The 25,518-nt window shown below is 42.5% G+C and carries 23 protein-coding genes and 1 tRNA gene; 13 read left to right on the forward strand and 11 right to left on the reverse strand.

Going from position 1 to position 25,518, the window contains the following annotated elements; genetic code table 11:
- Nucleotides 1-222: 222 nt before the first annotated feature.
- The 3 genes from KP803_RS10370 (at nucleotide 223) to KP803_RS10380 (ending at nucleotide 2,448) form a co-directional block, all read left to right on the forward strand.
- Entirely contained in the window at nucleotides 223-876 is a 654-nt protein-coding gene (locus KP803_RS10370) for an AHH domain-containing protein (RefSeq protein WP_248008767.1), read from the forward strand.
- A 28-nt stretch (nucleotides 877-904) separates the two neighbouring features.
- The gene (locus KP803_RS10375; RefSeq protein WP_248008768.1) at nucleotides 905-1,474 is read left to right on the forward strand and encodes an imm11 family protein; all 570 of its coding nucleotides are present in this window, start codon (nucleotides 905-907) and stop codon (nucleotides 1,472-1,474) included.
- Nucleotides 1,475-1,605: 131 nt separating this feature from the next.
- Nucleotides 1,606-2,448: a transposase gene (locus KP803_RS10380; protein ID WP_248008769.1), complete on the forward strand. Its 843-nt coding sequence runs from the start codon at nucleotides 1,606-1,608 to the stop codon at nucleotides 2,446-2,448.
- A 351-nt stretch (nucleotides 2,449-2,799) separates the two neighbouring features.
- Here the strand turns inward: KP803_RS10380 and KP803_RS10385 are convergent, their stop codons facing one another.
- The 3 genes from KP803_RS10385 to KP803_RS10395 form a co-directional block, all read right to left on the reverse strand.
- Nucleotides 2,800-3,135 carry a hypothetical protein gene (locus KP803_RS10385; RefSeq protein ID WP_248008770.1) on the reverse strand — a complete coding sequence of 112 codons (336 nt, stop codon included), beginning with the start codon at nucleotides 3,133-3,135 and terminating at the stop codon, nucleotides 2,800-2,802.
- On the reverse strand, nucleotides 3,128-4,357 hold the full coding sequence (locus KP803_RS10390) for a tyrosine-type recombinase/integrase (protein ID WP_248008771.1): 1,230 nt from the start codon (nucleotides 4,355-4,357) through the stop codon (nucleotides 3,128-3,130). The genes KP803_RS10385 and KP803_RS10390 overlap by 8 nt, the downstream gene beginning before the upstream one ends.
- Nucleotides 4,358-4,446: 89 nt before the next feature.
- Nucleotides 4,447-4,537: transfer RNA gene (locus KP803_RS10395), tRNA-Ser, on the reverse strand.
- 316 nt (nucleotides 4,538-4,853) lie between these two features.
- Between KP803_RS10395 and KP803_RS10400 the strand changes: the two genes are divergently transcribed.
- Nucleotides 4,854-5,531, forward strand: coding sequence for a MaoC family dehydratase (locus KP803_RS10400; RefSeq protein WP_248008772.1), 678 nt, complete (start codon nucleotides 4,854-4,856; stop codon nucleotides 5,529-5,531).
- A gap of 96 nt (nucleotides 5,532-5,627) precedes the next feature.
- Here the strand turns inward: KP803_RS10400 and KP803_RS10405 are convergent, their stop codons facing one another.
- Nucleotides 5,628-6,443, reverse strand: coding sequence for a phosphate ABC transporter substrate-binding protein (locus tag KP803_RS10405; RefSeq protein WP_248008773.1), 816 nt, complete (start codon nucleotides 6,441-6,443; stop codon nucleotides 5,628-5,630).
- Between the two features lie 143 nt (nucleotides 6,444-6,586).
- Between KP803_RS10405 and KP803_RS10410 the strand changes: the two genes are divergently transcribed.
- Nucleotides 6,587-6,934: a DUF3024 domain-containing protein gene (locus KP803_RS10410; protein ID WP_248008774.1), complete on the forward strand. Its 348-nt coding sequence runs from the start codon at nucleotides 6,587-6,589 to the stop codon at nucleotides 6,932-6,934.
- 114 nt (nucleotides 6,935-7,048) lie between these two features.
- Here the strand turns inward: KP803_RS10410 and rnb are convergent, their stop codons facing one another.
- Nucleotides 7,049-9,076: an exoribonuclease II gene (rnb, locus tag KP803_RS10415; protein ID WP_248008775.1), complete on the reverse strand. Its 2,028-nt coding sequence runs from the start codon at nucleotides 9,074-9,076 to the stop codon at nucleotides 7,049-7,051.
- Between the two features lie 368 nt (nucleotides 9,077-9,444).
- On the opposite strand from rnb, the gene KP803_RS10420 reads away from it, so the two are divergent.
- Nucleotides 9,445-11,433, forward strand: coding sequence for a DEAD/DEAH box helicase (locus KP803_RS10420; protein ID WP_248008776.1), 1,989 nt, complete (start codon nucleotides 9,445-9,447; stop codon nucleotides 11,431-11,433).
- A 139-nt stretch (nucleotides 11,434-11,572) separates the two neighbouring features.
- Here the strand turns inward: KP803_RS10420 and exaC are convergent, their stop codons facing one another.
- Complete coding sequence (gene exaC, locus KP803_RS10425; RefSeq protein ID WP_248008777.1) at nucleotides 11,573-13,093, reverse strand: acetaldehyde dehydrogenase ExaC; 1,521 nt, start codon at nucleotides 13,091-13,093, stop codon at nucleotides 11,573-11,575.
- 312 nt (nucleotides 13,094-13,405) lie between these two features.
- Between exaC and KP803_RS10430 the strand changes: the two genes are divergently transcribed.
- The gene (locus KP803_RS10430; RefSeq protein ID WP_248008778.1) at nucleotides 13,406-15,166 is read left to right on the forward strand and encodes a sigma-54-dependent Fis family transcriptional regulator; all 1,761 of its coding nucleotides are present in this window, start codon (nucleotides 13,406-13,408) and stop codon (nucleotides 15,164-15,166) included.
- 111 nt (nucleotides 15,167-15,277) lie between these two features.
- On the opposite strand, the gene KP803_RS10435 is transcribed toward KP803_RS10430, so the two are convergent.
- Together KP803_RS10435 and KP803_RS10440 are read right to left on the reverse strand one after the other, a co-directional pair.
- Nucleotides 15,278-15,415, reverse strand: coding sequence for a hypothetical protein (locus tag KP803_RS10435; RefSeq protein WP_248008779.1), 138 nt, complete (start codon nucleotides 15,413-15,415; stop codon nucleotides 15,278-15,280).
- A 120-nt stretch (nucleotides 15,416-15,535) separates the two neighbouring features.
- Entirely contained in the window at nucleotides 15,536-15,931 is a 396-nt protein-coding gene (locus KP803_RS10440; RefSeq protein ID WP_248008780.1) for a VOC family protein, read from the reverse strand.
- A 109-nt stretch (nucleotides 15,932-16,040) separates the two neighbouring features.
- On the opposite strand from KP803_RS10440, the gene KP803_RS10445 reads away from it, so the two are divergent.
- From KP803_RS10445 to KP803_RS10455, 3 genes are all read left to right on the forward strand, one after another.
- Nucleotides 16,041-16,343 (forward strand): putative quinol monooxygenase, encoded by a 303-nt coding sequence (locus tag KP803_RS10445; RefSeq protein ID WP_248008781.1) that lies wholly within the window; start codon nucleotides 16,041-16,043, stop codon nucleotides 16,341-16,343.
- A 23-nt stretch (nucleotides 16,344-16,366) separates the two neighbouring features.
- Nucleotides 16,367-16,804 carry a YtoQ family protein gene (locus tag KP803_RS10450; RefSeq protein WP_248008782.1) on the forward strand — a complete coding sequence of 146 codons (438 nt, stop codon included), beginning with the start codon at nucleotides 16,367-16,369 and terminating at the stop codon, nucleotides 16,802-16,804.
- A gap of 182 nt (nucleotides 16,805-16,986) precedes the next feature.
- The gene (locus tag KP803_RS10455; protein ID WP_248008783.1) at nucleotides 16,987-17,670 is read left to right on the forward strand and encodes a hypothetical protein; all 684 of its coding nucleotides are present in this window, start codon (nucleotides 16,987-16,989) and stop codon (nucleotides 17,668-17,670) included.
- Here the strand turns inward: KP803_RS10455 and KP803_RS10460 are convergent.
- Entirely contained in the window at nucleotides 17,667-20,543 is a 2,877-nt protein-coding gene (locus tag KP803_RS10460; protein ID WP_248008784.1) for an HD domain-containing phosphohydrolase, read from the reverse strand. The genes KP803_RS10455 and KP803_RS10460 overlap by 4 nt on opposite strands.
- A gap of 209 nt (nucleotides 20,544-20,752) precedes the next feature.
- Between KP803_RS10460 and KP803_RS10465 the strand changes: the two genes are divergently transcribed.
- From KP803_RS10465 to KP803_RS10475, 3 genes are all read left to right on the forward strand, one after another.
- Nucleotides 20,753-21,193, forward strand: coding sequence for an SRPBCC domain-containing protein (locus KP803_RS10465; RefSeq protein WP_248008785.1), 441 nt, complete (start codon nucleotides 20,753-20,755; stop codon nucleotides 21,191-21,193).
- Between the two features lie 171 nt (nucleotides 21,194-21,364).
- Nucleotides 21,365-22,108 (forward strand): phosphatase, encoded by a 744-nt coding sequence (locus tag KP803_RS10470; protein ID WP_248008786.1) that lies wholly within the window; start codon nucleotides 21,365-21,367, stop codon nucleotides 22,106-22,108.
- Between the two features lie 144 nt (nucleotides 22,109-22,252).
- The gene (locus KP803_RS10475; protein ID WP_248008787.1) at nucleotides 22,253-22,654 is read left to right on the forward strand and encodes a cytochrome b562; all 402 of its coding nucleotides are present in this window, start codon (nucleotides 22,253-22,255) and stop codon (nucleotides 22,652-22,654) included.
- Between the two features lie 129 nt (nucleotides 22,655-22,783).
- Here KP803_RS10475 and KP803_RS10480 read toward each other — a convergent pair whose 3' ends face one another.
- Nucleotides 22,784-23,710, reverse strand: a complete 927-nt coding sequence (locus KP803_RS10480; protein ID WP_248008788.1) for a LysR family transcriptional regulator — start codon at nucleotides 23,708-23,710, stop codon at nucleotides 22,784-22,786.
- 164 nt (nucleotides 23,711-23,874) lie between these two features.
- Complete coding sequence (locus KP803_RS10485; RefSeq protein ID WP_248008789.1) at nucleotides 23,875-25,506, reverse strand: methyl-accepting chemotaxis protein; 1,632 nt, start codon at nucleotides 25,504-25,506, stop codon at nucleotides 23,875-23,877.
- Between the last annotated feature and the right edge of the window lie 12 nt (nucleotides 25,507-25,518).

Here is a 25,518-nt window from a genome sequence, read left to right on the forward strand (position 1 = left end):
GGATGCTTATCTTTTGGAAGTAGGGCGCTACATCCTACTCAACCCTGTTCGAGCTCATATGGTTGATAACTAACGGGGTCAGGTCTTGCCTTTTGCCTTTTATAAGAGAGTGGCCTAGCTTTTTGGCTGGGCCACTTTTGTTTAGGGGCGAAGGAGGTTAGGTAACAGATCCAATTAATTGGGTAATAGCAAAAAGCAAGACCTGACCCCGAGTGTGTGTTGATGTCTAAGATCGGGGATGAAGTTGGCATAAGTGGCGGCAGTGAAGTGCTGGCTAAGGATGCTAATATTGCCGATAGATTAAACTCTAATGTTGGAGGAGAGGTTCCTCTTGGACTGCCTGCTCCTAATTATAATGTTCCGGAAGGATTCACTGTTAAAATAAACTCTAGCGGTCAGGCTACTGTAAGTGGACCAAGAGGAGGGGAATATCTATCGACAGGATATTATAGCTCTGATGGTAAACTAATTTATAAAGATAAGAGTGGTAGCTATCATACTCTTGACGGAGGTAGAAATTCAGTTAATGCTCCGCCAAACTATGATAGTGTACCAATTCACCATATTTGTACGAATAAATGTAACGTAGGTGCAAATGGTCAAACAGCATGGTCCAAAGAGTTTCAAAGGTTTTTCGATGGTTCAGATTTAAATATTAATAATGCAACTGAAAACTTAGTGGCTGTAGCTGGGCATCGAGGGCCGCATCCTCAAGCGTACCATCAGTATGTTTATGGCCGTTTGGATCAAGCAACAGAGGGGCTAGTGCCGAATACGGAAGCATATAAAGAGGCTGTAACACAGACTTTAAATATGATTAAAACAGAAGCGGCTATCCCCGGAAGCCCAGTGAATAAATGGTTAACGAAACGATAATATGAATTACTTTTTATTAAGAGCGGATGTGGAATTTCCAGAAAAATGGTTTCTTGGGGATATTAGATATGTTGATAATTGGCTATTCAGAGATCCTCCCGTTGAGTTCATGGAGCCTGGAAATTTTACTTTAGATTTGAAGTTTGATGGCAAAGAGGTTGATTATACTCTCGCTGGATATGCTAGCGTGCCAGTGGTTAGTTCAAGAATAAAAGAGGCTCTGAAAGGTATAGATGAAGTTGATGAACCTTATCAAAATATTGTGTTCGAATCAGTGAATATTGAAGGAAAGAACACAGAGCAGAAATACTTTGTGATGATTATAGAATCACAGATGGACTGTGTCGATGAAGAGAGGTCTAGCTTTGAAAAATATACGATAGATGACCCTGTTAGGCCAGACAAAGCAGGTCAATATAGTGGCTTTTATAACCTTGTCATAGATCCTACTCGAACGGGTGGTAAACATGTTTTTCGTATAGAAAAACACTTAGGTTCTATTATTGTTAGCGAAGAAGTTAAGAGAAGACTAGAGTCGGTTGGTATCACCGGGGCGACATTTGAAAGTGTTAATGGTGATGCTAAAACCGTTTGTTAACAAGAGGAAAGCATAGCGGTGAGGTGCCCCTTTGTTTGAAAACAGAACTAACAGGGTCAGGTCTTGCCTTTTGCTTTTTTGATGAGGGTGGTCTAGTTTTTTAGCTAGGCCATTTTTGTTTAGGGAAGACAATGAGTAGACCATTACGAGTAGAGTATGCAGGGGCGCTGTACCATGTGACTTCTAGGGGCAATGCGCGACAGCCGATTTATTTAGATGAAGCTGACTTTGATTTGTTCCTAGGCGTATTAGCTGAGACATGTCGACGATTCAATTGGGTAATACACAGTTATTGCTTAATGACCAATCACTATCATCTGTTAATAGAAACTCCTGATGGCAACCTCAGCAAAGGGATGCGCCAGCTAAACGGTGTGTATACACAAAAGTTCAACAGAAAGCACAATCGAGTCGGCCACCTGTACCAAGGCCGCTACAAAGCTATTTTGGTTGATAAAGAGGCTTATCTTTTAGAGGTAGGGCGCTACATACTACTTAACCCCGTTCGAGCAATTATGGTAGATACGCCGAACGAATATGAGTGGAGCAGTTGGCCTTTCATTACTGGTTTAAAAGAGGCACCTGACTGGCTAACTGTTGATCAAACCTTGCTTCAATTTGGGCGGCAGCGAAATAAAGCCGTTGAGAAATACAAGCAATTCGTTTACGAGGGGGTTGGTAAGCCACTATGGACAAGTTTAAAGCAGCAGATGTATTTAGGTAGCGAAGAATTTGTGAGCAGTCATCTTCCTAACTTGGATTTAGAAGAGGGAGACATCAAAGAGGTTCCAGCAAAACAGAGACGTGCTAAACCCCTTTCGCTAAAGGAATACCAAGACTCAGCACCAAGTAGAAATGATGCCATTATTGCGGCATTTAACAGTGGTGGCTATACGCAAAAACAAATAGGGAATCACTTCGATTTACATTACTCACGAGTCAGTCGTATCGTGGCACGAGGTTCGACTAGTTAGTCTTAGCATACTTGTGAAGCCACGAGTGCGCTCTATCTATTTTAAATACACTGTAAATTGTATATTCATTCAGATCTTATGACTGGTTAAGTCTAGCGTAGTTGAAGATAGAGTTAGATTACATAATGTGTGAGTTGCTAACTCTAGTTCCAACCTAGCTCATTATTGTCCAAAAATGTGTTACAAAGCTGATTTCTAGAGTGTGATCACCAAGCGATTCTGTCGTATCGTAATTACCAAGCGACTTTGTCATTACATTAACTACCGAGTGTGATTTCTAGAGTGTGTACTACAGTTAGATGTACCCATAGCCAGCAAAACGAGGGCCTTGAAGTCAAGGCCCTGTTCTTCCTAATCTTCTTTGGTGATGATCTCGAACGGAATTGTTGTAGGCGGTTTCATTGCTTTTTGAAAGCGCTCCGGTTTCATTGCTTTTTGAAAGCGCTCTAGTGAACCAAACCAAAGTTTCTGCTTCCAGGTAGGAAAACCAATATCATGAAGTAACTCTTGTGTTAGATACTCTCCATGATAAAGAGACTCCCAGATATTATACATATCTTGAATATCATTTAACGTTAGAGAGTTAATCTCAAATAGCTGCAACTCTGCAGCACCATATTGGTTGTGATAGACCTTTTTAAAGGTGTATACAAGACCACGAAGTTGGGTTTGATTTAGCTTAGGCATATACACCCCCAATTCCAGGGTTAAATTGACAAATCGTTTCGTACAACTTAGCAATGGGGGTTACCTTTCCATAGCGACCATATGTCAGGCTTTGCACTGCGTGGCCGACGATATCTACAACAACTTGCTCAGCGATATCCTTCTGCTTTAGTGTGTCAATAAATGTATGGCGGAGACCATAGGCTGTAGGACGCTCACCTGCTGCCCAGTTGAGAGCGTTAAGTAGCTTTGCAAAACGTAGAACATAGGCACGAGACCAATCCATATCTTTTTTTAGCGTATTATGGAAAATGTGGGGTTGATTGAGATTTAACATCCACTCAATAAAGCCTAAGCTCAGCAGGCAAGGGTGGATGGGAACATAACGAACTGCATGAGAGGACTTTACTCGCATATGCTCACCTTGGTCCGTAATAGCCACACACTGGTAGCCATCTAGCACTGAGATATCGCAGGGACGTAACTGACAAGCCTCTGCGGGCCTGAGGCCCATAAATAAGACTAAACGTGTCACCCATTGAAAGGCTTCACTTTCTTGTTGCCAAACTTTACTTTCAAACAGTTGGTTTGTTTGCTTAGTGCTCCAGCGAACCCGTTCTTGTCGCGCCAGCTTTTTCCGCTTGAACTGAGCTTTAACACCAATCGTTGGATTATTATTAAGCAATTCATGATCAACGCACCAACTTAGCCATTGCTTAACGGCAGCCAAATATTCTTTATTCGTCTTAGCACTGCGACCTTCAGCTTTGAGTTGATCGATGTAGCGATGTAGCAAACTACGATTAATATCCGTCAATGAGTAATTTTGATTTAAGTTTACAAAGTGACTGATTCGCTGTTGCAGTTGGGAGACGGTTAATGACCGTAATCCATCTTGGTGTTTGCTTTCGATAAAACGAATTAAACCCATCTGCAGTGATATTTTGGTAAACCTAACAGTAGGCTCTTTAGGCTTATTAAGTTGAGTTGCTACCTTGTTAAGGCAGAGCTGTTCAATCTTTGCATTTATCTCTTTTTTTAAGTGTTGATAGGGCACGATTTCTGCCTGACTCAACAGAGATTGAACCAGAGCAGCGATCACCAAATTTCGCTCGATGGCGATAGGGCGTGATTTAGTTTTTAGGCTGATTTTTATATGAGTGGGATAACCGAGCCCTATCAATGCTCTGGGTACGGCTTTACGGTAATAGTAAATACTAGATGGTGATTTATGAAGGTACATATGTCTTACCCCTATGGTTAGGAGCGACATTTGAGATCAGCAGATACAAAAAAAGCCTTTGAAATTCAAAGGCTTTTTTTGATTGAATGTGGCGGAGAGATAGGGATTTGAACCCTAGAAGGGCTACAAACCCTTGCCGGTTTTCAAGACCGGTGCTTTCGACCACTCAGCCATCTCTCCGTACGGCGATTATAATAGGTATTGGCACGAATGTTGTAAAGCACAAATTGTAGTGTAACGGTTTGTTTGCTCAACTATTCATCAGTGAGGATAGAGCCAATAGTGATGTGAACCGCATTTATAATTATCAATAAACGCATATGAAACTGATTTTAATTACGCTAATAAAATTATGTTTTATTTTTATCTTGTTGTTTAATATGAATATATTGCATGTGGGGATACAATTGTACGCCCAAAAGTGTTTGCACATAAGTGTGAAGTGCTTCAAAATATGCAGTGTTATTGAGTATCTTGATTAATCTTTGAGGTTTTTATGAAAGTCGCGAATCTTTTTAAGCATCGTGGTGAGTCTATGTCGAAGCACCATGCAGAATTTTTGCAGTGGATGTCTCCTACAGTACGTACGTACTGGGAAGACCTGTTAACGAAGACAAATAGCAGCCAACTTTTTGCTAAGTTCAAAGATTTTCATCAGCCTGCAGTGAATGAAGATTCACCAATTGCTGAACCGATTGTTCTAAAGCCCGAAGCTCAAGAAGTTTACGATGCATTGCAACAGAAAATTGGTGATGTCGTGCATACCGGTGACTGGATGCTTATCGATCAGCAACGAATCGATCAGTTTGGGCAAATTACGGAAGATATGCAGTGGATCCACACCGATCCAGAGCGTGCCAAAGAAGAGTCACCGTTTAAGACAACGATTGCTCATGGTTTCTTAACATTAGCGTTGCTACCAAGGTTAACGGACAGTGTTGATGAGACTAACTCATTGTTTCCTACTGCGAAGTTGGTGGTTAACCTAGGGCTAAATCAGGTTCGATTCCCGTATCCAGTTAAATCAGATAATAACGTTCGTGCCGTTAGCCGTTTATCTAAGGTTACCCCAATTAAGAAGGGGTTAGAGATAGAACGCGAAATTAGAGTTGAGATCGAAGGTATTCGTCGACCTGGCTGCGTTGTCACCTCGGTAATCCAGGTTCACTTCTAAATACACCATAATATCGAATAAAAAAAAGGAGAGCATTAGCTCTCCTTTTTGTTTAATTAATTTGGCTTAGTTATTCTTCAAATCAAAAACAGTCACCTATTTTGCAACGGTATAACCGTATTCTTGAATTAACATCTTTGCTTCTTTACTGTGGATGTAGTTTAAAAAGCTTTGAGCTTCTTTACTCAGCGTCTCTTTGTTGTAAGCAACTAAAAAAGGGCGATACAAAGCGTATTCTCCAGAAGCAATATTATCACTGGTTGCTTTTGTACCCTCTAGAGAGAGCGCTCGAATAGACTGATCAACTGAACCTTTAGAAATGAAACCTATCGCTTGTTTATTATGATTAACAATGGTTTTCACCATGCTATTACTGTTGACGACTAAGTTATCAGTACTGATATCTGAAACTAGGCGGTTGTTGATAACTTGGGTTAATCCCAATAAGCTTTCAAAGCTATATCGGCTACCGGAAGAAGCCTCTCGAGTGACAACGGCAATCTTTTGATCAGCGCCACCCACTTCTTTCCAGTTCGTTATTTTTCCCTTGTAGATATCATAGAGTTGCTCTCGGGTGATATTAACGACGCTGTTTGCGTTGTTGACGACAACCGCAAGTCCATCACGAGCAACAGTACTGACGGTTAGGTTTTCATTTTGTTCACCCTCTGTGAGGTATCGAGAGCTCATTCCGACTTCAATGACACCTTTTTCAAGCAGTGTCAGGCCAGCTGTCGAGCCTATACCTTGAACGGCGATGAAGCTCTCTGGGTGTTGTGCATTATACTTTTCTGCTAAGACATCCATGATACGCGCAACTGACGTAGAGCCAGAGATGTGGACTTCTTTTGCAACTGAGTAACTTGGTAAAAGGGCGATCGATAATAGAGCGGCTAGGGCAACTCGAAACATTGTAGACTCCAGATAAGTTCGAAATTTTAAGTATCTTATGTCGAATAGATGACAGTTTTGTGAAAGCCCGCCAAGATGCAAATTTAACTTATGACTATTATCTCTATGAGCTAAAATTATAAAAAAGAGGTTAGGGAGGTTGAATGAGCTTAATCAATCTATTGCAAAAACAAGTAGAAAGTCGCGCTCAAGCCGTATGCCAGAATCGCAATCGTAGTTTACCGGTCGAGTTGGGTAAGTCTGGTTTTGAACCGATGGGTAATGGGGTTCAATTTATAAAGCAGCACTACTTGTTAGATTCTAGCCATTGTGACTACTCTAGCAACGTGGCAAGAATTTTATGGAATAACCAAAACGAACTGTGGGAACTGACTATCCCAAGTGAGGAAGGGGAGTCATGGATGCCCTATCCATTTCTTTTTAAAAGCACGGACCTAACGGCGCTTACCCGAGAAGTTGAGAAAGACCCAAAGTCCTACATTTGGGAGTAGCGTGCTTGGGAGTGGCAACAAAGGCTTTAATCATCCATCAGGTATGAAAAAGGCGCTAAGATTAGCGCCTTTGATCTATCGAGTAATAATAAATGAAGCTAGTGAGCCTAAATGTTATTTCTCTTTAGTTGTTTCTTCTTCACCTGTCTTTTCTTCGTTGGCGGCTTCTACGACTTCAAGTGGGAATTCTTGAGTGGGTTTCGCAACAATATTGCGATTCTCAAGATTAACTTCTGCCAGTACCACTTCTAGTGTATCGCCTAATCGATAGACAAGGTTTTTATCTACCGACAGTGTGCCGTTTTCAGAATTACAGTCAATGCGCTCTTTGTTATTAACAACAAGAGAGCCAGGGATGAAAGCAGCAGCGCCATTCTCAAGCAATCGAATACGCATACCTGCACGATTAATGTCGAAGATTTCACCAATAAACTTAGTTTCTTTTGCTGGCTCATCAATCAAGGTTCTCGCGTAAAGCCAATCTCCGACATTTCGTTCTGCAATCTTATGGTGTTTACGATGCAGCGCCATCTCTTCACCAACGGTTTCGTCTGGGGTCTGGACTGGCTCTTTGCCGAGTACATGGGCTTTCAACATACGATGATTAATCATGTCGCCATATTTACGGATTGGAGATGTCCATGTCGCATAAATATCAAGTCCCATGGCGTAATGTGGAAGGGGCTGGTTACCCATTTCACTATAAGTTTGAGATTTACGAATACGATTATCTAAGTAGCTTGTGTCTTGTTCACCTAACCAGCGACGAAGTGCTGCAAAGCCTTCTAGTGTTTCAACGCTTTCTGCATTATAAGGTAGCTCGCCTTCCGGATTCACCAGTTTGATGACGTCGGCTATCTTTTCAGGTTTAAAACCAGAATGAGTGTTGAACACACCGGTATTAAAGTTGGCTTTCAGTGTTTTACCTGCACAGATGTTCGCGGTAATCATTGACTCTTCAACAAGGCGGTTTGCTGAGCGACGCATATCAGCGTGAATAGCGACAACATCGTTGTTTTCACTAAGCTCAAAACGGTAGTCTGGGCGATCAGGGAAAACAACAGCGTTCGTTTGACGCCAATTGGCTCGAGCTTGAGAAAACTCAAACAGGTCACGCACAATAGAAGCAATCTCTTCAGTGGGCTGCCATGAATCACTGCTACCATTTTCAAGCCAATCTGAAACGTGATCGTAAACTAAGCGAGCATGAGATTTGATATTGGCAGCGAAGAACTTAATGTCTTCTCCAATAACACCGTCTTTACTTACCGTGACGCTACAACACAGGGCAGGACGAACTTCGTTTTCAATCAGCGAACACAGTTCGTCAGCAAGATCTCGAGGCAACATAGGAATATTGCGACCCGGCATATAAATAGTAAAGCCACGCTCACGTGCGACTTTATCCATTTCATCATCAGGTGTGATGTAAGCGGTAGGATCAGCAATAGCGATGGTTAATTCGAAATCACCGTTGTCTTTCTTTTTCGCGTATAGTGCGTCGTCCATATCTTTGGTGGACTCACCATCGATAGTAACGAAAGGAATGTGGGTCATGTCGATGCGCTCTAAGTCAGCATCATCCTTTAATTCCCAATTTTCAATGCCTGCCGGCTCGCTGTTTGGTAAGTCGTTTTGAGCAAGTGTCACCCACCACGGTGCTATTTTGTCATCGGCGTCAGTAATCTTCTCTGAAATCTCAACAAAGAAACCGTTCTCACCGTTTAAAGGGTGACGGATAAGGTGAGCAACCACCCAGTCACCTTCAGCAAAGTGTTCAGGGTTAAGCCCTTTCTTCACTTTTGCCTTAAATGACTGCTTTTTAAGTTGTGGGTGATCTGGTGTAACGTTTAACTTTCCTTTAAAAAGCTTCACTCGACCAATAAATCGAGTTAACCCTTGTTCAACTAGCTCTTGAGGCTCGGCAACCTCTTTCTCTTTTTCAGTACGAATGATCGCCACGACTTTATCACCGTGTAAGCATTTCTTCATATACGGTGGTGGGATAAAGAAACTGGTCTTATTATCGACCTCTAAAAAGCCGAAGCCTTTATCAGTTGCTTTGATTGTGCCTTCCTTTTTTGGAAGGTTCTCTTGAATCTGTTGCTTGAGCTGAGCTAATAGTGGGTTATCTTGGAGCATTTTTTCACTTCTTAGGAGTTTGATTGCGCCCACTATAATCATTGAGTGGGAATATGGCTATAAGAAAGAGTCCCTTTCATGATGCTTGCAGGCTGTTCAATTGGTTAATTAAAAGACGCTAACGTAAAAAAGTGACGCTTATGTGACCGCGAAAGCCTATAACGGGACAAAATTGTGATGTATTTCAATTTTTTCTGGATTTTTTTGTGAGTTTAGGGAATAATCCGCGTCCCTTAAGTTGTTGTCCCTAGCGGCTTGATGCATTTTGAAACTTATCTGCATCTGAATGGAATCAGCTCAAAACTGGATTGGATTTGGAATTGGTAGAGCTCGTGGGACCTTTCGTTAATTAATATAGTGGGATCCACATGGCAGACCAAGAAGTACAAATTAAGTTCAGTGAACTAGACCTGAGCGCAGACATCCTTTCAGCTTTAGACGCAATGGGTTTTGTTTCACCAACACCTATTCAAGCGGCAGCAATTCCTCACCTTATCGAAGGTAAAGACCTGCTTGGTAAAGCTCAAACAGGTACGGGTAAAACAGCAGCATTCTCTCTTCCTCTGCTTAGCAAGTTAAACCTTGACCAACGTAAGCCACAAGCTATCGTTCTAGCACCAACACGTGAGCTAGCAATTCAAGTAGCAGCAGAAGTGAAGAACCTTGGTAAAAATATCAAGGGCTTAAAAGTTTTAGAAATCTACGGTGGTGCATCTATCGTTGATCAAATGCGTGCCCTAAAATCTGGCGCACACATTGTTGTAGGTACTCCAGGCCGTGTACAAGACCTTATCAACCGCGACCGTCTACACCTAGATGAAGTAGCGACATTCGTTCTTGATGAAGCAGATGAAATGCTGAACATGGGTTTTGTTGATGACGTAACTTGGATCATGGAACAAGCTCCAGAGACTGCGCAACGCGTACTATTCTCTGCAACTATGCCTCCAATGCTTAAAAACATTGTACAGCGTTTCCTACGTAACCCAGAGCACGTTGATGTAGCGGGTAAAAACCATACGGTTGATAAAGTAGAACAGCAGTACTGGGTTGTTAAAGGTATCGAGAAAGATGAAGCAATGTCTCGTCTACTTGAAACTGAAGAGACTGACGCATCAATCGTATTCGTACGTACTCGTCAAGACACTGAGCGCTTAGCTGATTGGTTGTTGGCTCGCGGCTTTAAAGCAGCGGCACTTCACGGAGACATTCCACAATCTCAACGCGAGCGTACTGTAGACAACATCAAGCAAGGTGTTATCGATATCCTAGTAGCAACTGACGTTGTTGCTCGTGGTCTTGATGTTCCACGTATCACACACGTATTTAACTACGACATCCCATTCGATGTTGAATCTTACATTCACCGTATTGGTCGTACTGGCCGTGCAGGACGTAAAGGTAAAGCGATTCTATTAGTTCGCCCTAACCAAATCCGCATGCTACGTACTATCGAACGTGTAACTAAGTCATCTATGGAAGAAATCCAACTTCCACTACGTGACAAAGTAGCAGAAGCTCGCCTAGTTAAACTTGGTGCAGAGCTAGAAGCTGAAAAAGAACATAAAGCAGTAGAGAAGTTCGCCGAGCTTGTAGAGAAACTACAAGAGTCGCTAGAAATTGATGCAGCAACGCTAGCCGCTATTTTACTTAAGCGTCAACAAGGTAAGCGTCCACTGTTCTACGTTGGTGCTGACCCAATGGTTGCCGCTATCGAACGTGATAAGCAACGTCGTAAAGAGCGTCGTGATAACCCTCGTGAGGGTGGTCGTGAAGGCGGTCGTAGCTTCAATAACCAAGATTGGGATACTTACGAGCTTCAAGTAGGTCGCGATCAAGGTGTTCAAGTTAAAGACATCGTTGGCGCACTAGCAAACGAACTAGGCCTAGTTAAAGGTTCTATCGGTGCTATCAAACTAGCTCAAGGTCAAACGTACGTTCAGCTTCCTAAAGCAATGAACTCTGAGACTGCAGGTAAGCTTGCTAAGCTTCGCATCCGTCAGAAAGAAGTTGGCGCTGTAGTAAGTGACTTTGATGACTTCCGTGAGTCTCGCGGTGGTCGCGGTGGCGAGCGTCGTGGCAATGGTGGTGGTTACCGTGGAAACCGTGAAGGCGGACGTGGTGGTGAAGGTCACCGTGGTCGTCGTGAAGGCGGACATCGTGGTAGCCGTGACGGCGGTAATGGTGGCAATGGCGGTGGTTACCGTGGCAACCGTGAAGGCGGACGCGATGGAAACCGTGAAGGTGGAAACCGCGATGGCGAACGTCGTTTTGACCGCAACCGTGGTGGCGACAATCGTGGCAACTACCGTGGCGAACGTGGACATGGTCGTCGCACTAACAGCAGCGAATCATAATCACATTGCGTGACAAGATAATTTAAAAAATCCCCACTAGAAATAGTGGGGATTTTTGTTTCTGGCCTATTTAGTTACCGCTCAGTTCGTTATTGCTCTGTTAGTTACCGTTCAATTCGACTCATAAATGTAATCCCGATTAGAAGAAACCTAATGGATTGGTGTCGTAACTGATCAATAAGTTTTTCGTGTTCTGGTAGTGATCAAGCATCATTTTATGCGTTTCACGGCCAATGCCCGATTTTTTATAGCCACCAAATGCCGCATGAGCAGGGTAGGCGTGGTAACAGTTCACCCAGATTCGCCCAGCTTCGATGTTTCGGCCCATGCGATAAGCTAAATTGGCATCGCGAGTCCATACACCAGCCCCTAATCCATATTCGGTGTCATTGGCTATCTCTAACGCTTCTGCTTCATCTTTAAAGGTTGTGATGGCTATGACAGGGCCGAAGATCTCTTCTTGGAATACACGCATTTTGTTGTTGCCTTTGAGCATGGTCGGTTGAATATAGAAACCATTTCCAAGGTCTTCACTCTGTTGTGCTACTTCACCACCAACAAGAACCTGTGCCCCTTCCTGCTTCCCAATCTCTAAATAGCTAAGGATCTTATCAAACTGCTCTTTTGATGCTTGAGCGCCCACTTGAGTATCGGTATCCAGTGGGTTGCCTTGTTTGATGGTTTTAGCACGTTCAACGACTCTTTCTATAAATTTGTCATAAACGGATTCGTGGATTAGAACTCGAGACGGACACGTACACACCTCACCTTGGTTAAAGAAGGCTAACAAGATCCCCTCAACACACTTATCTAAATAACTGTCTTCATGATCGAAGATGTCAGAGAAATAGATATTCGGCGATTTACCACCAAGTTCTACCGTTGAAGGGATTAGGCTATCTGCGGCGCATTTTAAGATGTGGTTTCCTATTTGAGTTGAACCAGTGAACGCTAATTTGGCAATTCGTTTGCTTGTTGCTAACGCTTGGCCTGCCTCTGTACCAAAACCATTAACCACATTAATGACGCCTGCGGGGACTAAATCACCAATTTTTTCCATGAGCACTAAAATGGACACAGGAGTCTGTTCCGCGGGCTTTAGTACCACACAACAACCGGCGGCGAGTGCTGGCGCTAATTTCCAAGCCGCCATCAGCATTGGGAAGTTCCATGGGATAATCTGTCCGACAACACCAATTGGTTCAGGGAAGTGATAGCTCGCGGTGTTAACATCAAGTTCCGCTGCGCTGCCTTCTTGTGCTCGTATGCAGCCTGCGAAGTAACGAAAGTGATCAACGATGAGAGGTAGATCAGCAGCTAAGGTTTCTCTCACGGGCTTACCGTTTTCCCATGTTTCAGCAACGGCCAGCTCTTCTAAATGTTCTTCAATACGGTCTGCAATTTTTAGTAAAATATTAGAACGCTCGGTCACGCTTGTGGCAGCCCAGCTTGCACGTGCTGAATGAGCAGCATCTAAGGCAAGATTAATATCAGCTTCTCCGGAGCGCGCCACTTTACAAAAGTTTTCTCCGTTAATTGGCGAGCCGTTATCAAAGTATTTTCCTTCGACAGGAGCGACCCATTCCCCACCAATATAATTGTCGTAGTGAGAGTTAAAGCTGACGACTGAATCTTGGTGACCAGGCTGCGCATAAATCATAATTTGATCCTTCAATGTAAAGCGATGAAACGTTCATCGTTTGTGTTTAAAACAGGTAAGTAACGTGCTTTTTGTTCCAATAGCTAAACGCAAATCACACGCCAACAATGAAATGTTTGTTGTTAAATAAATGTAAAACTATGATTGCAAAAAAGTAATGGTTTGAATCAGCCTGTCAGAGCGATGAGTGGTTCAGAATTATTTATGTTCAGCTGTTTCATTTTGGAACACTTGAACTGTATCAATATGAAACACTGACTCTATATCAATAAACGCGTGAGCCAGTGAACCATTGAGTTAGGTATGTGAGCAATGCGACTACAAGTTAACGAAACACCGGAATGGCTAAGCTCCTCATGGAATCGAAGCAGTGATGCGGGTTTAAAACAACGTCGATTACCAGAGGACACGCGACTGTCTGCGATGTTATTAAGTGAGCGACGACGTGAAACACAATCGATGATTGATGTTGTGGAAAAGCATGCGTTGCCGTTGTTCAATCAGATGTTTGCTCGAACCGACAGTCGATTGATATTAACGGACCCTGATGGGGTCATAATCTCCAGTTGGGGCCAGCCACGATTCAAAGAAAAACTCACTGCTATTGCGCTTGGTAGTGGTGCTTGCTGGCAAGAGAAATTGAAAGGAACAAATGCCATTGGGACAGCGCTGATTGAAGCCAAGCCTATTTCCGTTATCGGTGACCAACATTTCATCAAGCAACATCAGTTCATCAGTTGTTCTGCGAGTCCTTTATTTGATCATGAAGGGAATATGATCGGAGTATTGGATATCACTAGCGAGCAGCAGGAGCACGATATATCGGTACAAGTGCTGGTTCAAAATATGGTTCAACTGGTGGAAAACTACTTGTTGAGTCATATTCCTCAAGGTTCTCTACGCATTGATTTAGCCTGCGAGAAATCACTCCTTTACAGTGGGTGGCAGGGTATTCTGATTGCTGATGAAAATGGTAAGATATTGGCCAATAACCGAGTAGCATTACAGCTATTATCACAACCTTCGGTTATCGGACATTCCATCGATAATCTGTTTGAATCGCAACGACCCATCCCCGGTTTGGTCTTTGAAAAGCAACAACTGAACGCGACAAAGCGTAAAGTGAGAACTGTATCGGTTTCGTGTGAATTACATCATGGCGATGATCGTATAGAACATGCTTGGCAGCAAGCGACAAAAGTGATCGATAAAGACATTAGCCTTCTGATATTGGGTGAAACGGGCGTCGGAAAAAGTGAGTTCGTAAAATCATTGCACAAATGCAGCTCTCGTAGACGTGGCCCACTTGTTACGGTTAACTGTGGAGCACTGCCAAAAGATCTGGTTGAGTCTGAATTGTTTGGTCATGTAGCAGGGGCATTTACCGGTGCAAACAATAAAGGGTTTGTCGGTAAGATAAGACAAGCAGACAAAGGTATTTTATTTCTTGATGAGATCGCCGATATGCCTTTGGAAGCACAGTGCCGTTTGTTGCATGTACTTCAAGAAAAAGTAGTGGTTCCCGTTGGCTCTGCTCAAAGTCACCCCGTTGATATACAAGTGATAGCCGCAACGCATAAAGATATTGAACAACTTATAGAGCAAGGCAAGTTTAGGCAAGACCTCTATTATCGTATCAATGGATTAACAGTCGAAGTCCCTCCGTTACGCGATAGGAAGGATAAACGAACGCTAATCAATACTTTGCATCAGAAATACGCACAAGCACCTCAAATCATATCTGAAGAGCTTATGGCACTCTTTATGAGCCACTGTTGGACTGGTAACATTCGCGAGCTAGATAACGTGTTAAAGGTAACGACGTTATTGGCAAGCCATGAAGAGTCTTTGCACATCGAACACCTACCTAGTCACATCTTCCGTCAAATGAAAGCAAAGCCTATAAAAAGTAACAATGAAATGGCTGAAAGTAAGGATTTAAAGTCGACCGTCGATCAAACTCTGATTGACGCTTATCAAGCTACACGAGGAAACATCAGCAAAACATCACGACTACTTGGTGTCAGCAGAAATACCATTTATCGAAAATTGAAAATGCTAGGGCTTATTTAGATGGCGCTTCGAATGCAGCGCAAAAAGCACGCTAACAATCTCTAGATGGTTAATAGAAGATGGAGAGCGTGCTTTTAAAATTAAGCCAATATTTTCAGTACTTGAAAGGGGTTATAGCCCCCCTTCTTTTTGCGCTGATTGAACCATTGCCTGACGTTGGGATTCTCTTTTCGATGAATTATTTTGTTCGTTGTGCGATTGATTTTCCACATCTCGAGGAACAAAAACAAAGTACTTATTAATCGTCATCTCAAAACCTCTCGTTAAAGCGAGTTCCCAATATAGAAGACTATGAACTAGGTCACATCATCCATGACAATTAAAGTGTAGGCGTAGAATTGGGTATGAGCTAGGTTGTGTATCCTCCTCCTATTGAAAAATAGCAGGGTGGTAGATAGGCTGAACAATATGTCCCTCTGGATCAACACAATGAAAGCTGCGTGCCCCATCACTATGGTCATGAGGCTGATCGAGTAATGTAACGCCTTCAACCTCCATAAATTCAAACCAATGTTGTAGCGCTTGCTTGCTTTCCACCATGAAGCCGAAGTGATCAACGCTCGTGTTAGAGGTGCTTCGTTCGCCCAGTGCTCGGCTAAGAGAAAGGTTATCTTGTCCTGTACTTAAGTACACTAGGTTATCGTTGGCACGTCTTAGAATGTTCATTCCCATTATATGTGTGTAGAACCGCTCGCATTCATCAAACTTCTCTACGACGAGTGCAATATGTCGCATTCCAAGAAAAGGGGAAGGTCTTGTCGTCATATTACTATCCTTGTATTTTAACTTGACAATAATTGTATACAATTTATCGTGTAATTTACAACAATGTAGATTCGTGGTTGGGAAAAAAGAATCTGAGGTGAATTAGAATATGTACTGCATAATTGTGAAAAATCGAGTGGAACCAGAGAATGAACAGCGCTACAAATCAATTATGACTGAGAATGCTCAGGCTTCTGTCCAAAATGAAGATGGGTGTTATCAGTTTGATATAATTCAAGATAAAGAGTCTGAAGGCACTTTCTACTTGTACGAAGTTTATCGTGATCAAGAAGCGTTAAAGCAGCATAAAGAAACATCACATTATTTAGACAGTCGTAAGCAACTTGGTGATATTGTGATTGAACAAACTGTAATTCGTGCGGATGTTATTGCGCGACCACAAGAAAATTAGAATACGAACAATAAGGAAGTAATATGAGTTGGAAAGTTTATTTAAGTGGTGAAATTCATACCGATTGGCGCGAGCAGATTATTAATGGTAGTAAAGAACTTGGTTTGGACGTTGAGTTTTTTTCGGCAAATACAGATCATGAATCCAGCGACGCAGCCGGCGATTTATTGAGAGAAAACACGCAACAGTTTTGGCGCGACCATCAGTCTTCAAAAGTGAATGCGATAAGAACAAAGACGCTAATTAAGCAGTGCGATATTGGCATTGTCCGCTTTGGTGATAAATACAGGCAGTGGAACGCAGCTTTTGATGCAGGTGTTTTAGCGGCCCTAGATAAACCTTTTATCACCCTGCATGATGAGTCACTTATTCATCCACTCAAAGAGGTAGATGCAGCAGCAATGGCTTGGGCGGAATGTCCTTCTCAGGTAGTGGAGTTACTGAGTTACATTACGAAGTAAGTCTGTGGATGGGAGGTGCGCTTGGCGTTTATGTGTCGATACGCTGCTCATGGGTTTAAAGCTAAGAATATACTGAACTGTTGCAGTCAATAGTGATAACTAAGCCCGATAAACGCGATTGAGAATCGATTGCTTCATCGGTTTGTTTCTATAATGACAATAAACTCAAAAAGTGATTATTGATGACCTTTGTAAAAGTGTGGGTGATAGTTGGCAGTTGGTTAATTCTAGGGGAGGCATCTGCGCAACTCAGCATTAACGTGCTAGCTGTCGAGTTTCCCCCTTATACGACCTCAAAGCTCAAAAGTGATGGTATTGCTTTTGAGAAGTTGCGCTCTCATCCAGCTATGTCTGATGTTGATGTCCATGCTTCATTTCTTCCTCCTACTCGTATTGGGAAGCAGCTCCTTGAGAGAGGTTGGTGCTTAAGTTTTTATCCACCGAGAGATAAAAGTGCCCCAGATTATTATAAGTGGATCTTATCTGAAGAAGTGATAAAGCTAGGCTTTTATCGCTTAACTCAGAAGGGTGACTTGGAATGGGATGATCTCTCTGAGTTGAAAGGCTACTCCGTGGCAATGCTTAGCTCCTACTCAAAATTAGGCCTAAGTGGATTAGTTTATAGTCATGGGCTCGATGTACATGAAATTAATACGTTGGATCAAGGTTTTGAGTTATTAACCAAAGAGAGAGTCGATTTACTGTTTGCCGATAAATACAGTGGAGAGTTTATCGCCATTGAATACAATTATGAACTTCAAGATATCGAGTTCTCAAACTCGTTCATCGCAACGGAACAGTTTCATGTATGGCTGAACCTTAGCTGTACGGATCTCGTTGAGAAAGTTAAACCTTATATGGATTAAAATAAGGTCTTTAAGTACTCTTTTACCTTCTGAATATGTAGCTCTTTTTCAATGCTATCCCGTTGTTTTTCTGGTAAAAACTTATCTGCATAGATCTCATGTAATTGGTTTTCTAAAAACAGTATATAGAGCTTCGGATCGATGTGTCCTGAGGTTGCCATATCCGTCATAATTGAAATAGATTCACTGAGTAACTTTCCTTTCTTATAAGGGCGGTCACTTGAAGTTAACGCTTCGAGTACATCTGCAATCGCCATGATACGTGCAGGGATAGAAAGCTGCTCTTCGTTGATACCACGAGGGTAACCTTTGCCATCCACTCTTTCATGGTGGCCGCCTGCGATTTCAGGGATATTTTTTAAATGTTCAGGGTAGGGAAGGCGCTTCAGCATAGAAATAGTCTGGATGATGTGATCGTTAATCATGAAGCGTTCTTCGTAATTGAGGGTTCCTTTCGTTATCGATAGGTTGTATAGCTCCCCACGATTATATTTGAGCTCTCCCGGTTCAAGAATAAAGGCTTCCTTCCAGAGATCTTGGGGCTTGCAGCCTTCTTTCCAGTGAATTTGATGGACGTTTTTGTCTGCCAGTAATGATTCCATTACCGGCAACTGGGGCTGGACTCCCGCTCTTTGTTGCTCAATCCAAGAAACGCCGAGTTGATCATCGAGTGTCCGTTTCCACTGTTTTTGACTGATGGTTTGTAACCGTTCAACATCGGCATCGCTCATTGACTCGCCACCAATATTAGCGGAGGCAACAAATTCAAATTCACTGTCTAAAGCACGCTGTTGTTGTGCTAGCTCTTCTTGTAATGACGCTTCGTCTCCCCCTTTCTGGAGAGCCTTCCAGTAATCGATCTCAGCTTGTGATTTAAGCAGTTCAAAGCGCATTCTTATCTCATGGATACGGTCATATATCGTTTCCAATTTGGTGGCTTTATCAACGACGTATTCAGGTGTCGTGACCTTACCGCAATCGTGAAGCCAGGCTGCCAGGTGAATCTCTTCTTCTTGCTTTGGTGTTACTGAGAAATTAGGGAAGTATTTATCATCCTTGACGGTTGCTTTGATGAGCATCTCCGTTAATTCAGGGACGCGCTGGCAATGGCTTCCTGTATAAGGGGATTTAGTATCAATCGCAGAAGCAATGAGCTCTATAAAGGCATTAAGCATCTGTTTCTGCTGTTCCATTTGATCAATGTTATCCTTAGCAATTTCGGCAAAGCTAAGTAATTCGCTAAGGAAAGCGTGCTTATCGCTTTGTTGCTTGGTGATTTCTCTTTCATACCCAAGCGTTAAAACACCAACGAGCTGTTTCTCTCGATTGAGTAGGGGAAAGAAGTAGATATCGGAGTTGTAGAGGTACTCTTTATGCTTGATTAACGCATTATCATCTTGATTTAGGTGAATAACCTCTCCTTTTTTAAGATCGGTTAACATCCAAGGTGTCTCTTTCAAAAAAGAGTTAATCTCGATTTTAAACGGAATGATGGCATGGTTAGCGGCGGTATTAAATTTTTCTTCTTGCTCCGAGTAGACGAATAGAATAATCGTTTCGGCACGAGTGACGAGATAGCTTTGATGAGTGATGGTTTTTGCTAATACATTAAAGTCTTGATTAGACGCTGTTTCTCTTAGTAACCTCAATAGGTCGTGTAGCGTATGCTCCATTAATTCAATGGATTGGGTGAGATTTGTGACCTCTTTAATCATGCTTTTAGGGTAGCGTGTTTTTTTAAAATCAAAGCGGGCGATATTGTCAGTGAGGTCGACGAGGTTTTGAAGTGGATTTGCCAGTCTTCGTGCAATTATCCACACAATTAGAAAGCTCACCGCCAACATTAAAATCGCGACTGAGATTTGCTTATTTCGCATTGAGACCAGATTACTGATGAGATCGTCTTGAGGTGTTGCTTCTGCTAGTAACAATCTCGCGTGATTATTGAGCGTGACAGGGGTTAAAGTGATTGACCATAAAAGGTTGCTATAAGAGACCTGTTCGTAAAGGGTCTGAGTGCTTATTCGGTTTAAGATGGACTTGAATACACTGCTGTTTATCGATTCGTTCAGTTTATCCAGTGGCTGATTAAGATCCAGCCCCGACTGGTGATGTGCTAGGACATCGAAATTACTATCGAATAATAGAATCTTGGAATTGCTTGAAAAGCCAATCTCGCTGATCTGTTTCGACATTGAATCTAAGGTGAAATCAGCACCCAACACAGCCTTCCCGTTAATCGAACGACGAGAGAGGGTGACACCATTGGTTTTCAGGAAGTAAAACATATACGGGTCGGTTAATCGGATTTCACCGTCGATGTCTGCGTTGATAAACCAAGGTCTTACCCTAGGGTCAAACTCGTTATCTTTGCTATTTGTGTAACCGATTTTGTTATGGTTTCCGTCAAGAAAGTAGAACTCATTGGCTCCTGATAACTTGGTGATGTTAATCATCAAACTCGCTTTGGCAGGCGCGTTATACCTGTCTCTTTCTAAATTGGTTCGTAACGGGCTCAACAGAGTGAAAGTGCCGTCTTCAAGTGCATAATAGAGAGCGACCAAACTCTTATTTCGTTCGAAGATGAGATCAATCGACGAGAGCCACTGCTTATGTTTTAGCGGATTACCACTCTGTTCGACCACTGGACTGTATGCAAGAAAATCTAAGGTGGTAAACACTGGGCCAGTGCTCTGTTTAAACGCCGTTTCCAATTTTCGTGAGTTTTCTCGACTCACTTCCTTTGCACTGGCCGTTAATAAGGCTTGAGAGTGGTTGTAACTAATACCAATGAGCACCGCCCCTACTAGGGTAGTTAGAACCAAAAATAGACTGGTGATGTGGATACTCAGGGAATAACGACGCTTTCTCATTGGCAGATCCATTGCGACTAGTTCTACTAAGTATTGTCGAAACACTCAATGATGCAAAAAATTCTATAAATTTAAAGGCTTGAAATTGTGTGAATTTGGTCATAAAACAGACGTTACGTGAGTTTTAAGTCGCAAAAAGGTGTTTTATTAATCTAAATGAAAGCAAATTCATCTATACCTGTAAGTAGGACATTTTATTAGGAAAACATATGCTAACGCTTAATTACGGTATAGAAATCAACGCAGATGCTAAGACCGTTTGGAAGATACTGACAGAGAGCGATAATTATCAACGTTGGGCAAAAGCCTTTTCACCTCAATCTCAATTTGAAGGAAATTGGAATGAAGGTGAAGATATGCTGTTTTTTGACCCGAGTTTGGGCGGAACGCGAGCTTGCATCGATAAGATCGTTAAGAATCAATCTATCGAGTACCACCACGTAGGCATCTTTTTCCCTGAACACCTACAAGATATTGATAGTGATGTTGCAGATAAGTGGATTGGTTCATCTGAAGAGTTTTACATCAGTGAACTAGAGAGTTCCGTTGTACTACAGGTGACGGTAAAGACACACCCGGATTTTGTCTCAATGTTTAATAATGGTTGGGAGAAGGCTCTGCCGATGTTTAAAGAATTGTGTGAAGAATAAGCGGTTCAGACAATTACGTTATAGACGCTATACCACTTGTCATATAACAAGGAAATACTAGTCACTCTTTATGAAATATCCGATGAGTTTTATCCCATTTGTTGCAAGACGACTTGTATCGATGTTGGTAAACTCATTGGCAGAGAATTTATCTACAATTGAGAGTGAACAATGAAACTGTGTGTCGATACTCATACTCATACCTATGCTAGCGGTCACGCTTATAGCACTTTGATCGAAAACGCTAAATCTGCCAAAGAGAATGGCCTAACACTCTTCTGTACTACTGATCATGCTGAGTCTATGCCTGGTGCGCCTCATTACTGGTTCTTCTCTAATCAACGTATTCTTCCACGATTTCTAGAAGGCGTAGGGGTATTGAGAGGATGCGAAGTTAACATCATGAATACGCAAGGTGACATTGATATCCCACCGACGGTTGATGGCAACTTAGATTGGGTCCTTGCTAGCTTCCATGAACCTGTCTTTAAGCCTGCAGACAAGGCCACTCATACTGAAGCATTAATCAATGTCATTAAGGGTGGGCGTGTCGATGCACTAGGGCATCTAGGCAATCCTAACTTTGACTTTGATTTTGACGCGGTGATTCAGTGCGCGGCTAAGCTTAACGTTGCCATCGAAATTAATAATACGTCACTGACAGGAACTAACCGAGTTGGAAGTGTTGATCGCTGTTACGAAATTGCTCGTTTAGCAAAGCAATATGGTGCTTTTATCACGACAGGGAGTGACGCCCATTTTTGCAGTTATATTGGTAAATTCGAGCTCGTCGACACTTTGCTAAACAGTATAGAGATTGATCCCGCTAAAGTGATCACTCATACCCCTCGTCAGTTTCTAGGTTTCTTGGAGTTACGTGGACGTGAACCGATTGAGGAGTTCAGCGACCTATAGTGTTCAGGTTATAGAATATCTAGGCTTAATGACGGTCGAATATTGAGCCTAGATAGATTGTGTAAATTGATACACTTTTCTATTCAAACCTTTAACTGTTTTCATTTACAATTACGCCAAATATTCTCCAATAATTTAAACATCATGAAAAAAACACTACCAATCCTATTAGGGCTTGCTTTGTCTTCGGTTACACTTTCTACCAACGTTATGGCTGAAGATTTCGATATGACTCAGACCATGAAGAAGATGGGCTTTGAATTTAGACAAGCCGCTAAGGCAGAAGACATCGAAACAATGCAAGAAGCGATGACAAACCTCTCGGCGTTAATTCAACGTTCGAAGCAAGCAGAACACCCAGAAGAGCGTGAAGAACTTTACATGGAAGGCTTTAAAAAGCTAACACTTGCGATTGATAATGTTGAAGAGCAGCTTGAAAACGGTGAGCTAGAATTAGCACAAGAAGCACTACGCGAAGTAGACGATCTTCGTATTGAGTTTCACGACCGTCGAAATCCAAGTATATGGAAGCGTCTCTTCGGTTAACCTTTTTGAAGACTTTCTTAAAGGCAGTAAACGCTGGTTGTACTCATTGAGTACAACCTTTTTTATGTTTGCCGTTTAAAATGAGAAGTGGCGTTTAATTCGCTGAAATCGGAGTTAAGTTAAGACTAGTTAAGTTAAAGCGAGTTTGTTGGTTAGGTTGTCCATGACGAAATCGATAAACACTCGTAGCCTCGCTGGCATGTATTTGGTTTGCGCGTATTGCATTGCTATCTCACCGTGATAGCTACTTTTGATGGTCCAATTGGGTAAAACGGCGACAACACGCTTTTCATCAACCGCATCTTTGACGACAAAGTCGTGGAAAATACCTATCCCTAAACCGCTTTTCACCCCATTTAAGCGCATTTGAGAGTGATTCACCGCGTATCGACCAGAGACAGTCACTGTATGAAATTCATCATCTTTCAAAAAGTCCCAAATATTATCTTGCTCGGTTTCTGCTAAGTATAAACAGTCGTGCTCAATAAGGTCGGTTGGGTGAGTAGGCATTCCACGAAGCTCAATATAGTCAGGGCTTGCACACAACACTAAGTTAGTTTGCCCAATTTCTTTGAGTACCAGTTTTTCATCCGGTGTGTCGGTCAGCTTAAACGCGACATCAATACCATGTTTGAATAGGTCAATTTCACCATCTACGGCTCTTAGCTTTAACTGAATTAATGGGTATTGTTTAAGAAAAGGAACAACGAAAGGTTGAAGCACGGAGTTTAAAAACGCCTCAGGGGCCGCGATGGTTAACACGCCCGATGGCTCGCTATGATCAGCGGTGGAGACTTCAACAGCTTGTTGGGCGGCGTTAATCATGAGCACGGCTTGATCGTAGATCTTTTCTCCTGCTTGGGTGATCACCAGTTTTCGCGTCGTTCGCTCAAACAGTTTCACATTCAGTGCGCTTTCTAAACGAGTGATGAGTTTACTCAAAGCTGAGGGTGTCACGTGCAGTGTTTTTGCTGCTGCAGTAAAGCTTCCTTCGTTTACAACCAAAATAAACGAAGCCAAGTCGGGCAATAGAGAAATGAGTTTCGGATTGAGCATAGTGATAACAAAGCCTTGAAAGTCATACGCAGAAAGTGGGAGTGATTATTACTTAAAATGCGCGTGTCGTCATTAAGTCCGATTCGATGGAATTAAAAAAGCTTCAACTTAACTGGGCGTTAGGTTGAAGCTTTATGGTTGAAGATTAACGGTATTACAGGGTATTAAACTTCAAATTCAGCAACCAAATCATCCAGTTTTTGGCACTGTTCCGATAAACTGATACAGGCATTATCGGCACTATTCACCATTTCTACCATTTGATAGCTGTTATCCGCTATGCGTTGGACGTTCTCGTTTACCTCATGGCTCACATTCGACTGTTGACTTGCGGCGGAAGCAATTTGGGTGTTCATATCGTTCATTTGAGCAATGGAGTTACGAATCTTATCGAGTGATTCAGAGGCTGAACCTGCAGTACCAATCGTCGCATTACTGCTGTTTTTACTGGCTTCCATAACACTAACGGCTTGTTTCGCACCTTCCTGCAGTTTTTCAATCATTGACTGAATTTCACCAGTGCTTTCTTGTGTTCTGCTTGCAAGCGAACGGACCTCGTCAGCAACCACTGCAAATCCGCGGCCTTGTTCGCCAGCACGAGCCGCTTCGATGGCCGCATTGAGCGCAAGTAGGTTAGTTTGGTCTGCAATACCTCGTATAACATCAAGGATAGAAACGATATCGCCAACATCATGATCCAGTGTATGAATAACTTGGCTAGCATTGTCTATTTCAGAAGAAAGATTCTGTATCGACGTGACCGTTTGGCCTAAAAGTGTGCTGGTTTGATCGGCTTCTTGGTTTGCACTGCTACTTGCTTGGGCCGCTTCATTAGCGTTATCACTCACGGTTGCGCTCGTGACTTGCATCTCGTGCACAGCAGTCGCAACAGCTTCACTCTCTTGCTGTTGATTCGAGCTAAATGATGCGATGCTCTGTGTTAAAGATTTAATGTTCTCCATATCCGCTCGGACCGCATTGGAAGAGATAATGACTTCTTCAACGGTAATGTGAATTTTGCCAACAAATTGATTGAAAGATTCAGCTACTCGACCAAGTTCATCTTGGCTAGTCACTTCCATACGTTTTGATAAATCACCATCACCTTGAGCAATATCGGCCATGGCTTTTTCTATATTGGTGATAGGTTTAAGAACGAACTGCTTGATCATCCAAAAGGCGATAGCACCCGCGATAAGCGCGATAACCAGGCCAATTTCTACGGTCAGTTTTGCAGACATGATCGAGCTTTTCACATCGTCGCGAAGTATGTTCTGTTTTTCTTCTATTTGATTACTGATCGTCTTAAGGCTACTTCGCATCGCTTTAAATTCTGCGTTAATCTTGTCTTCATTGATAGACAGGTAATCAGAAGCGTTATCTGGCTGATTGATCATTGGTTCGTATAACTTTATCCAACGCTCCGTTGCAGTAATTAATTCCTTAAGGTCGGATTCCCCCCCTTTTGGTAAAAAGCCAATATCAAAAAGGTTCTGTACCTTTCTCATCCTCGGCACTGCCTCATAGGCGTTATCTTTAAACTCCGCGACATGGTACTGAACTTCGCTACTCGATTGACTTCGCGCAACCCCTTGGGCCGCTACTGTTACCTGATACAAATCTCGATATGCATCTTCTAAACTGCCCATTGCAGGTTGAACGTTTTGGTTTAATAAGGTGTTGAGGTCTTCTTGCTTATTTGCCTGAATCACAGAGAGAAGCGTAGAAGCAATAAAAACAACCAATATAGTGAATAATGGAATGCTGATCTTTTGCGATATTGAGAGACGATTCATGAGCTTAGTCCG

This window comes from Vibrio amylolyticus, assembly GCF_023145695.1.
Lineage (GTDB): Bacteria > Pseudomonadota > Gammaproteobacteria > Enterobacterales > Vibrionaceae > Vibrio > Vibrio amylolyticus.

What these genes read in the sequence shown, in the direction of transcription:
- KP803_RS10400 (WP_248008772.1), top strand. Translation starts at nt 4,854, where the DNA reads ATGAAAGTCGCGAATCTTTTTAAGCATCGTGGTGAGTCTATGTCGAAG.
- KP803_RS10390 (WP_248008771.1), bottom strand. Translation starts at nt 4,357, where the DNA reads ATGTACCTTCATAAATCACCATCTAGTATTTACTATTACCGTAAAGCC.
- rnb (WP_248008775.1), bottom strand. Translation starts at nt 9,076, where the DNA reads ATGCTCCAAGATAACCCACTATTAGCTCAGCTCAAGCAACAGATTCAA.
- KP803_RS10405 (WP_248008773.1), bottom strand. Translation starts at nt 6,443, where the DNA reads ATGTTTCGAGTTGCCCTAGCCGCTCTATTATCGATCGCCCTTTTACCA.
- KP803_RS10430 (WP_248008778.1), top strand. Translation starts at nt 13,406, where the DNA reads ATGCGACTACAAGTTAACGAAACACCGGAATGGCTAAGCTCCTCATGG.
- KP803_RS10445 (WP_248008781.1), top strand. Translation starts at nt 16,041, where the DNA reads ATGTACTGCATAATTGTGAAAAATCGAGTGGAACCAGAGAATGAACAG.
- KP803_RS10440 (WP_248008780.1), bottom strand. Translation starts at nt 15,931, where the DNA reads ATGACGACAAGACCTTCCCCTTTTCTTGGAATGCGACATATTGCACTC.
- KP803_RS10450 (WP_248008782.1), top strand. Translation starts at nt 16,367, where the DNA reads ATGAGTTGGAAAGTTTATTTAAGTGGTGAAATTCATACCGATTGGCGC.
- KP803_RS10470 (WP_248008786.1), top strand. Translation starts at nt 21,365, where the DNA reads ATGAAACTGTGTGTCGATACTCATACTCATACCTATGCTAGCGGTCAC.
- KP803_RS10435 (WP_248008779.1), bottom strand. Translation starts at nt 15,415, where the DNA reads ATGACGATTAATAAGTACTTTGTTTTTGTTCCTCGAGATGTGGAAAAT.
- KP803_RS10475 (WP_248008787.1), top strand. Translation starts at nt 22,253, where the DNA reads ATGAAAAAAACACTACCAATCCTATTAGGGCTTGCTTTGTCTTCGGTT.
- KP803_RS10455 (WP_248008783.1), top strand. Translation starts at nt 16,987, where the DNA reads ATGACCTTTGTAAAAGTGTGGGTGATAGTTGGCAGTTGGTTAATTCTA.
- KP803_RS10480 (WP_248008788.1), bottom strand. Translation starts at nt 23,710, where the DNA reads ATGCTCAATCCGAAACTCATTTCTCTATTGCCCGACTTGGCTTCGTTT.
- KP803_RS10410 (WP_248008774.1), top strand. Translation starts at nt 6,587, where the DNA reads ATGAGCTTAATCAATCTATTGCAAAAACAAGTAGAAAGTCGCGCTCAA.
- KP803_RS10370 (WP_248008767.1), top strand. Translation starts at nt 223, where the DNA reads ATGTCTAAGATCGGGGATGAAGTTGGCATAAGTGGCGGCAGTGAAGTG.
- exaC (WP_248008777.1), bottom strand. Translation starts at nt 13,093, where the DNA reads ATGATTTATGCGCAGCCTGGTCACCAAGATTCAGTCGTCAGCTTTAAC.
- KP803_RS10460 (WP_248008784.1), bottom strand. Translation starts at nt 20,543, where the DNA reads ATGAGAAAGCGTCGTTATTCCCTGAGTATCCACATCACCAGTCTATTT.
- KP803_RS10385 (WP_248008770.1), bottom strand. Translation starts at nt 3,135, where the DNA reads ATGCCTAAGCTAAATCAAACCCAACTTCGTGGTCTTGTATACACCTTT.
- KP803_RS10380 (WP_248008769.1), top strand. Translation starts at nt 1,606, where the DNA reads ATGAGTAGACCATTACGAGTAGAGTATGCAGGGGCGCTGTACCATGTG.
- KP803_RS10465 (WP_248008785.1), top strand. Translation starts at nt 20,753, where the DNA reads ATGCTAACGCTTAATTACGGTATAGAAATCAACGCAGATGCTAAGACC.
- KP803_RS10420 (WP_248008776.1), top strand. Translation starts at nt 9,445, where the DNA reads ATGGCAGACCAAGAAGTACAAATTAAGTTCAGTGAACTAGACCTGAGC.
- KP803_RS10485 (WP_248008789.1), bottom strand. Translation starts at nt 25,506, where the DNA reads ATGAATCGTCTCTCAATATCGCAAAAGATCAGCATTCCATTATTCACT.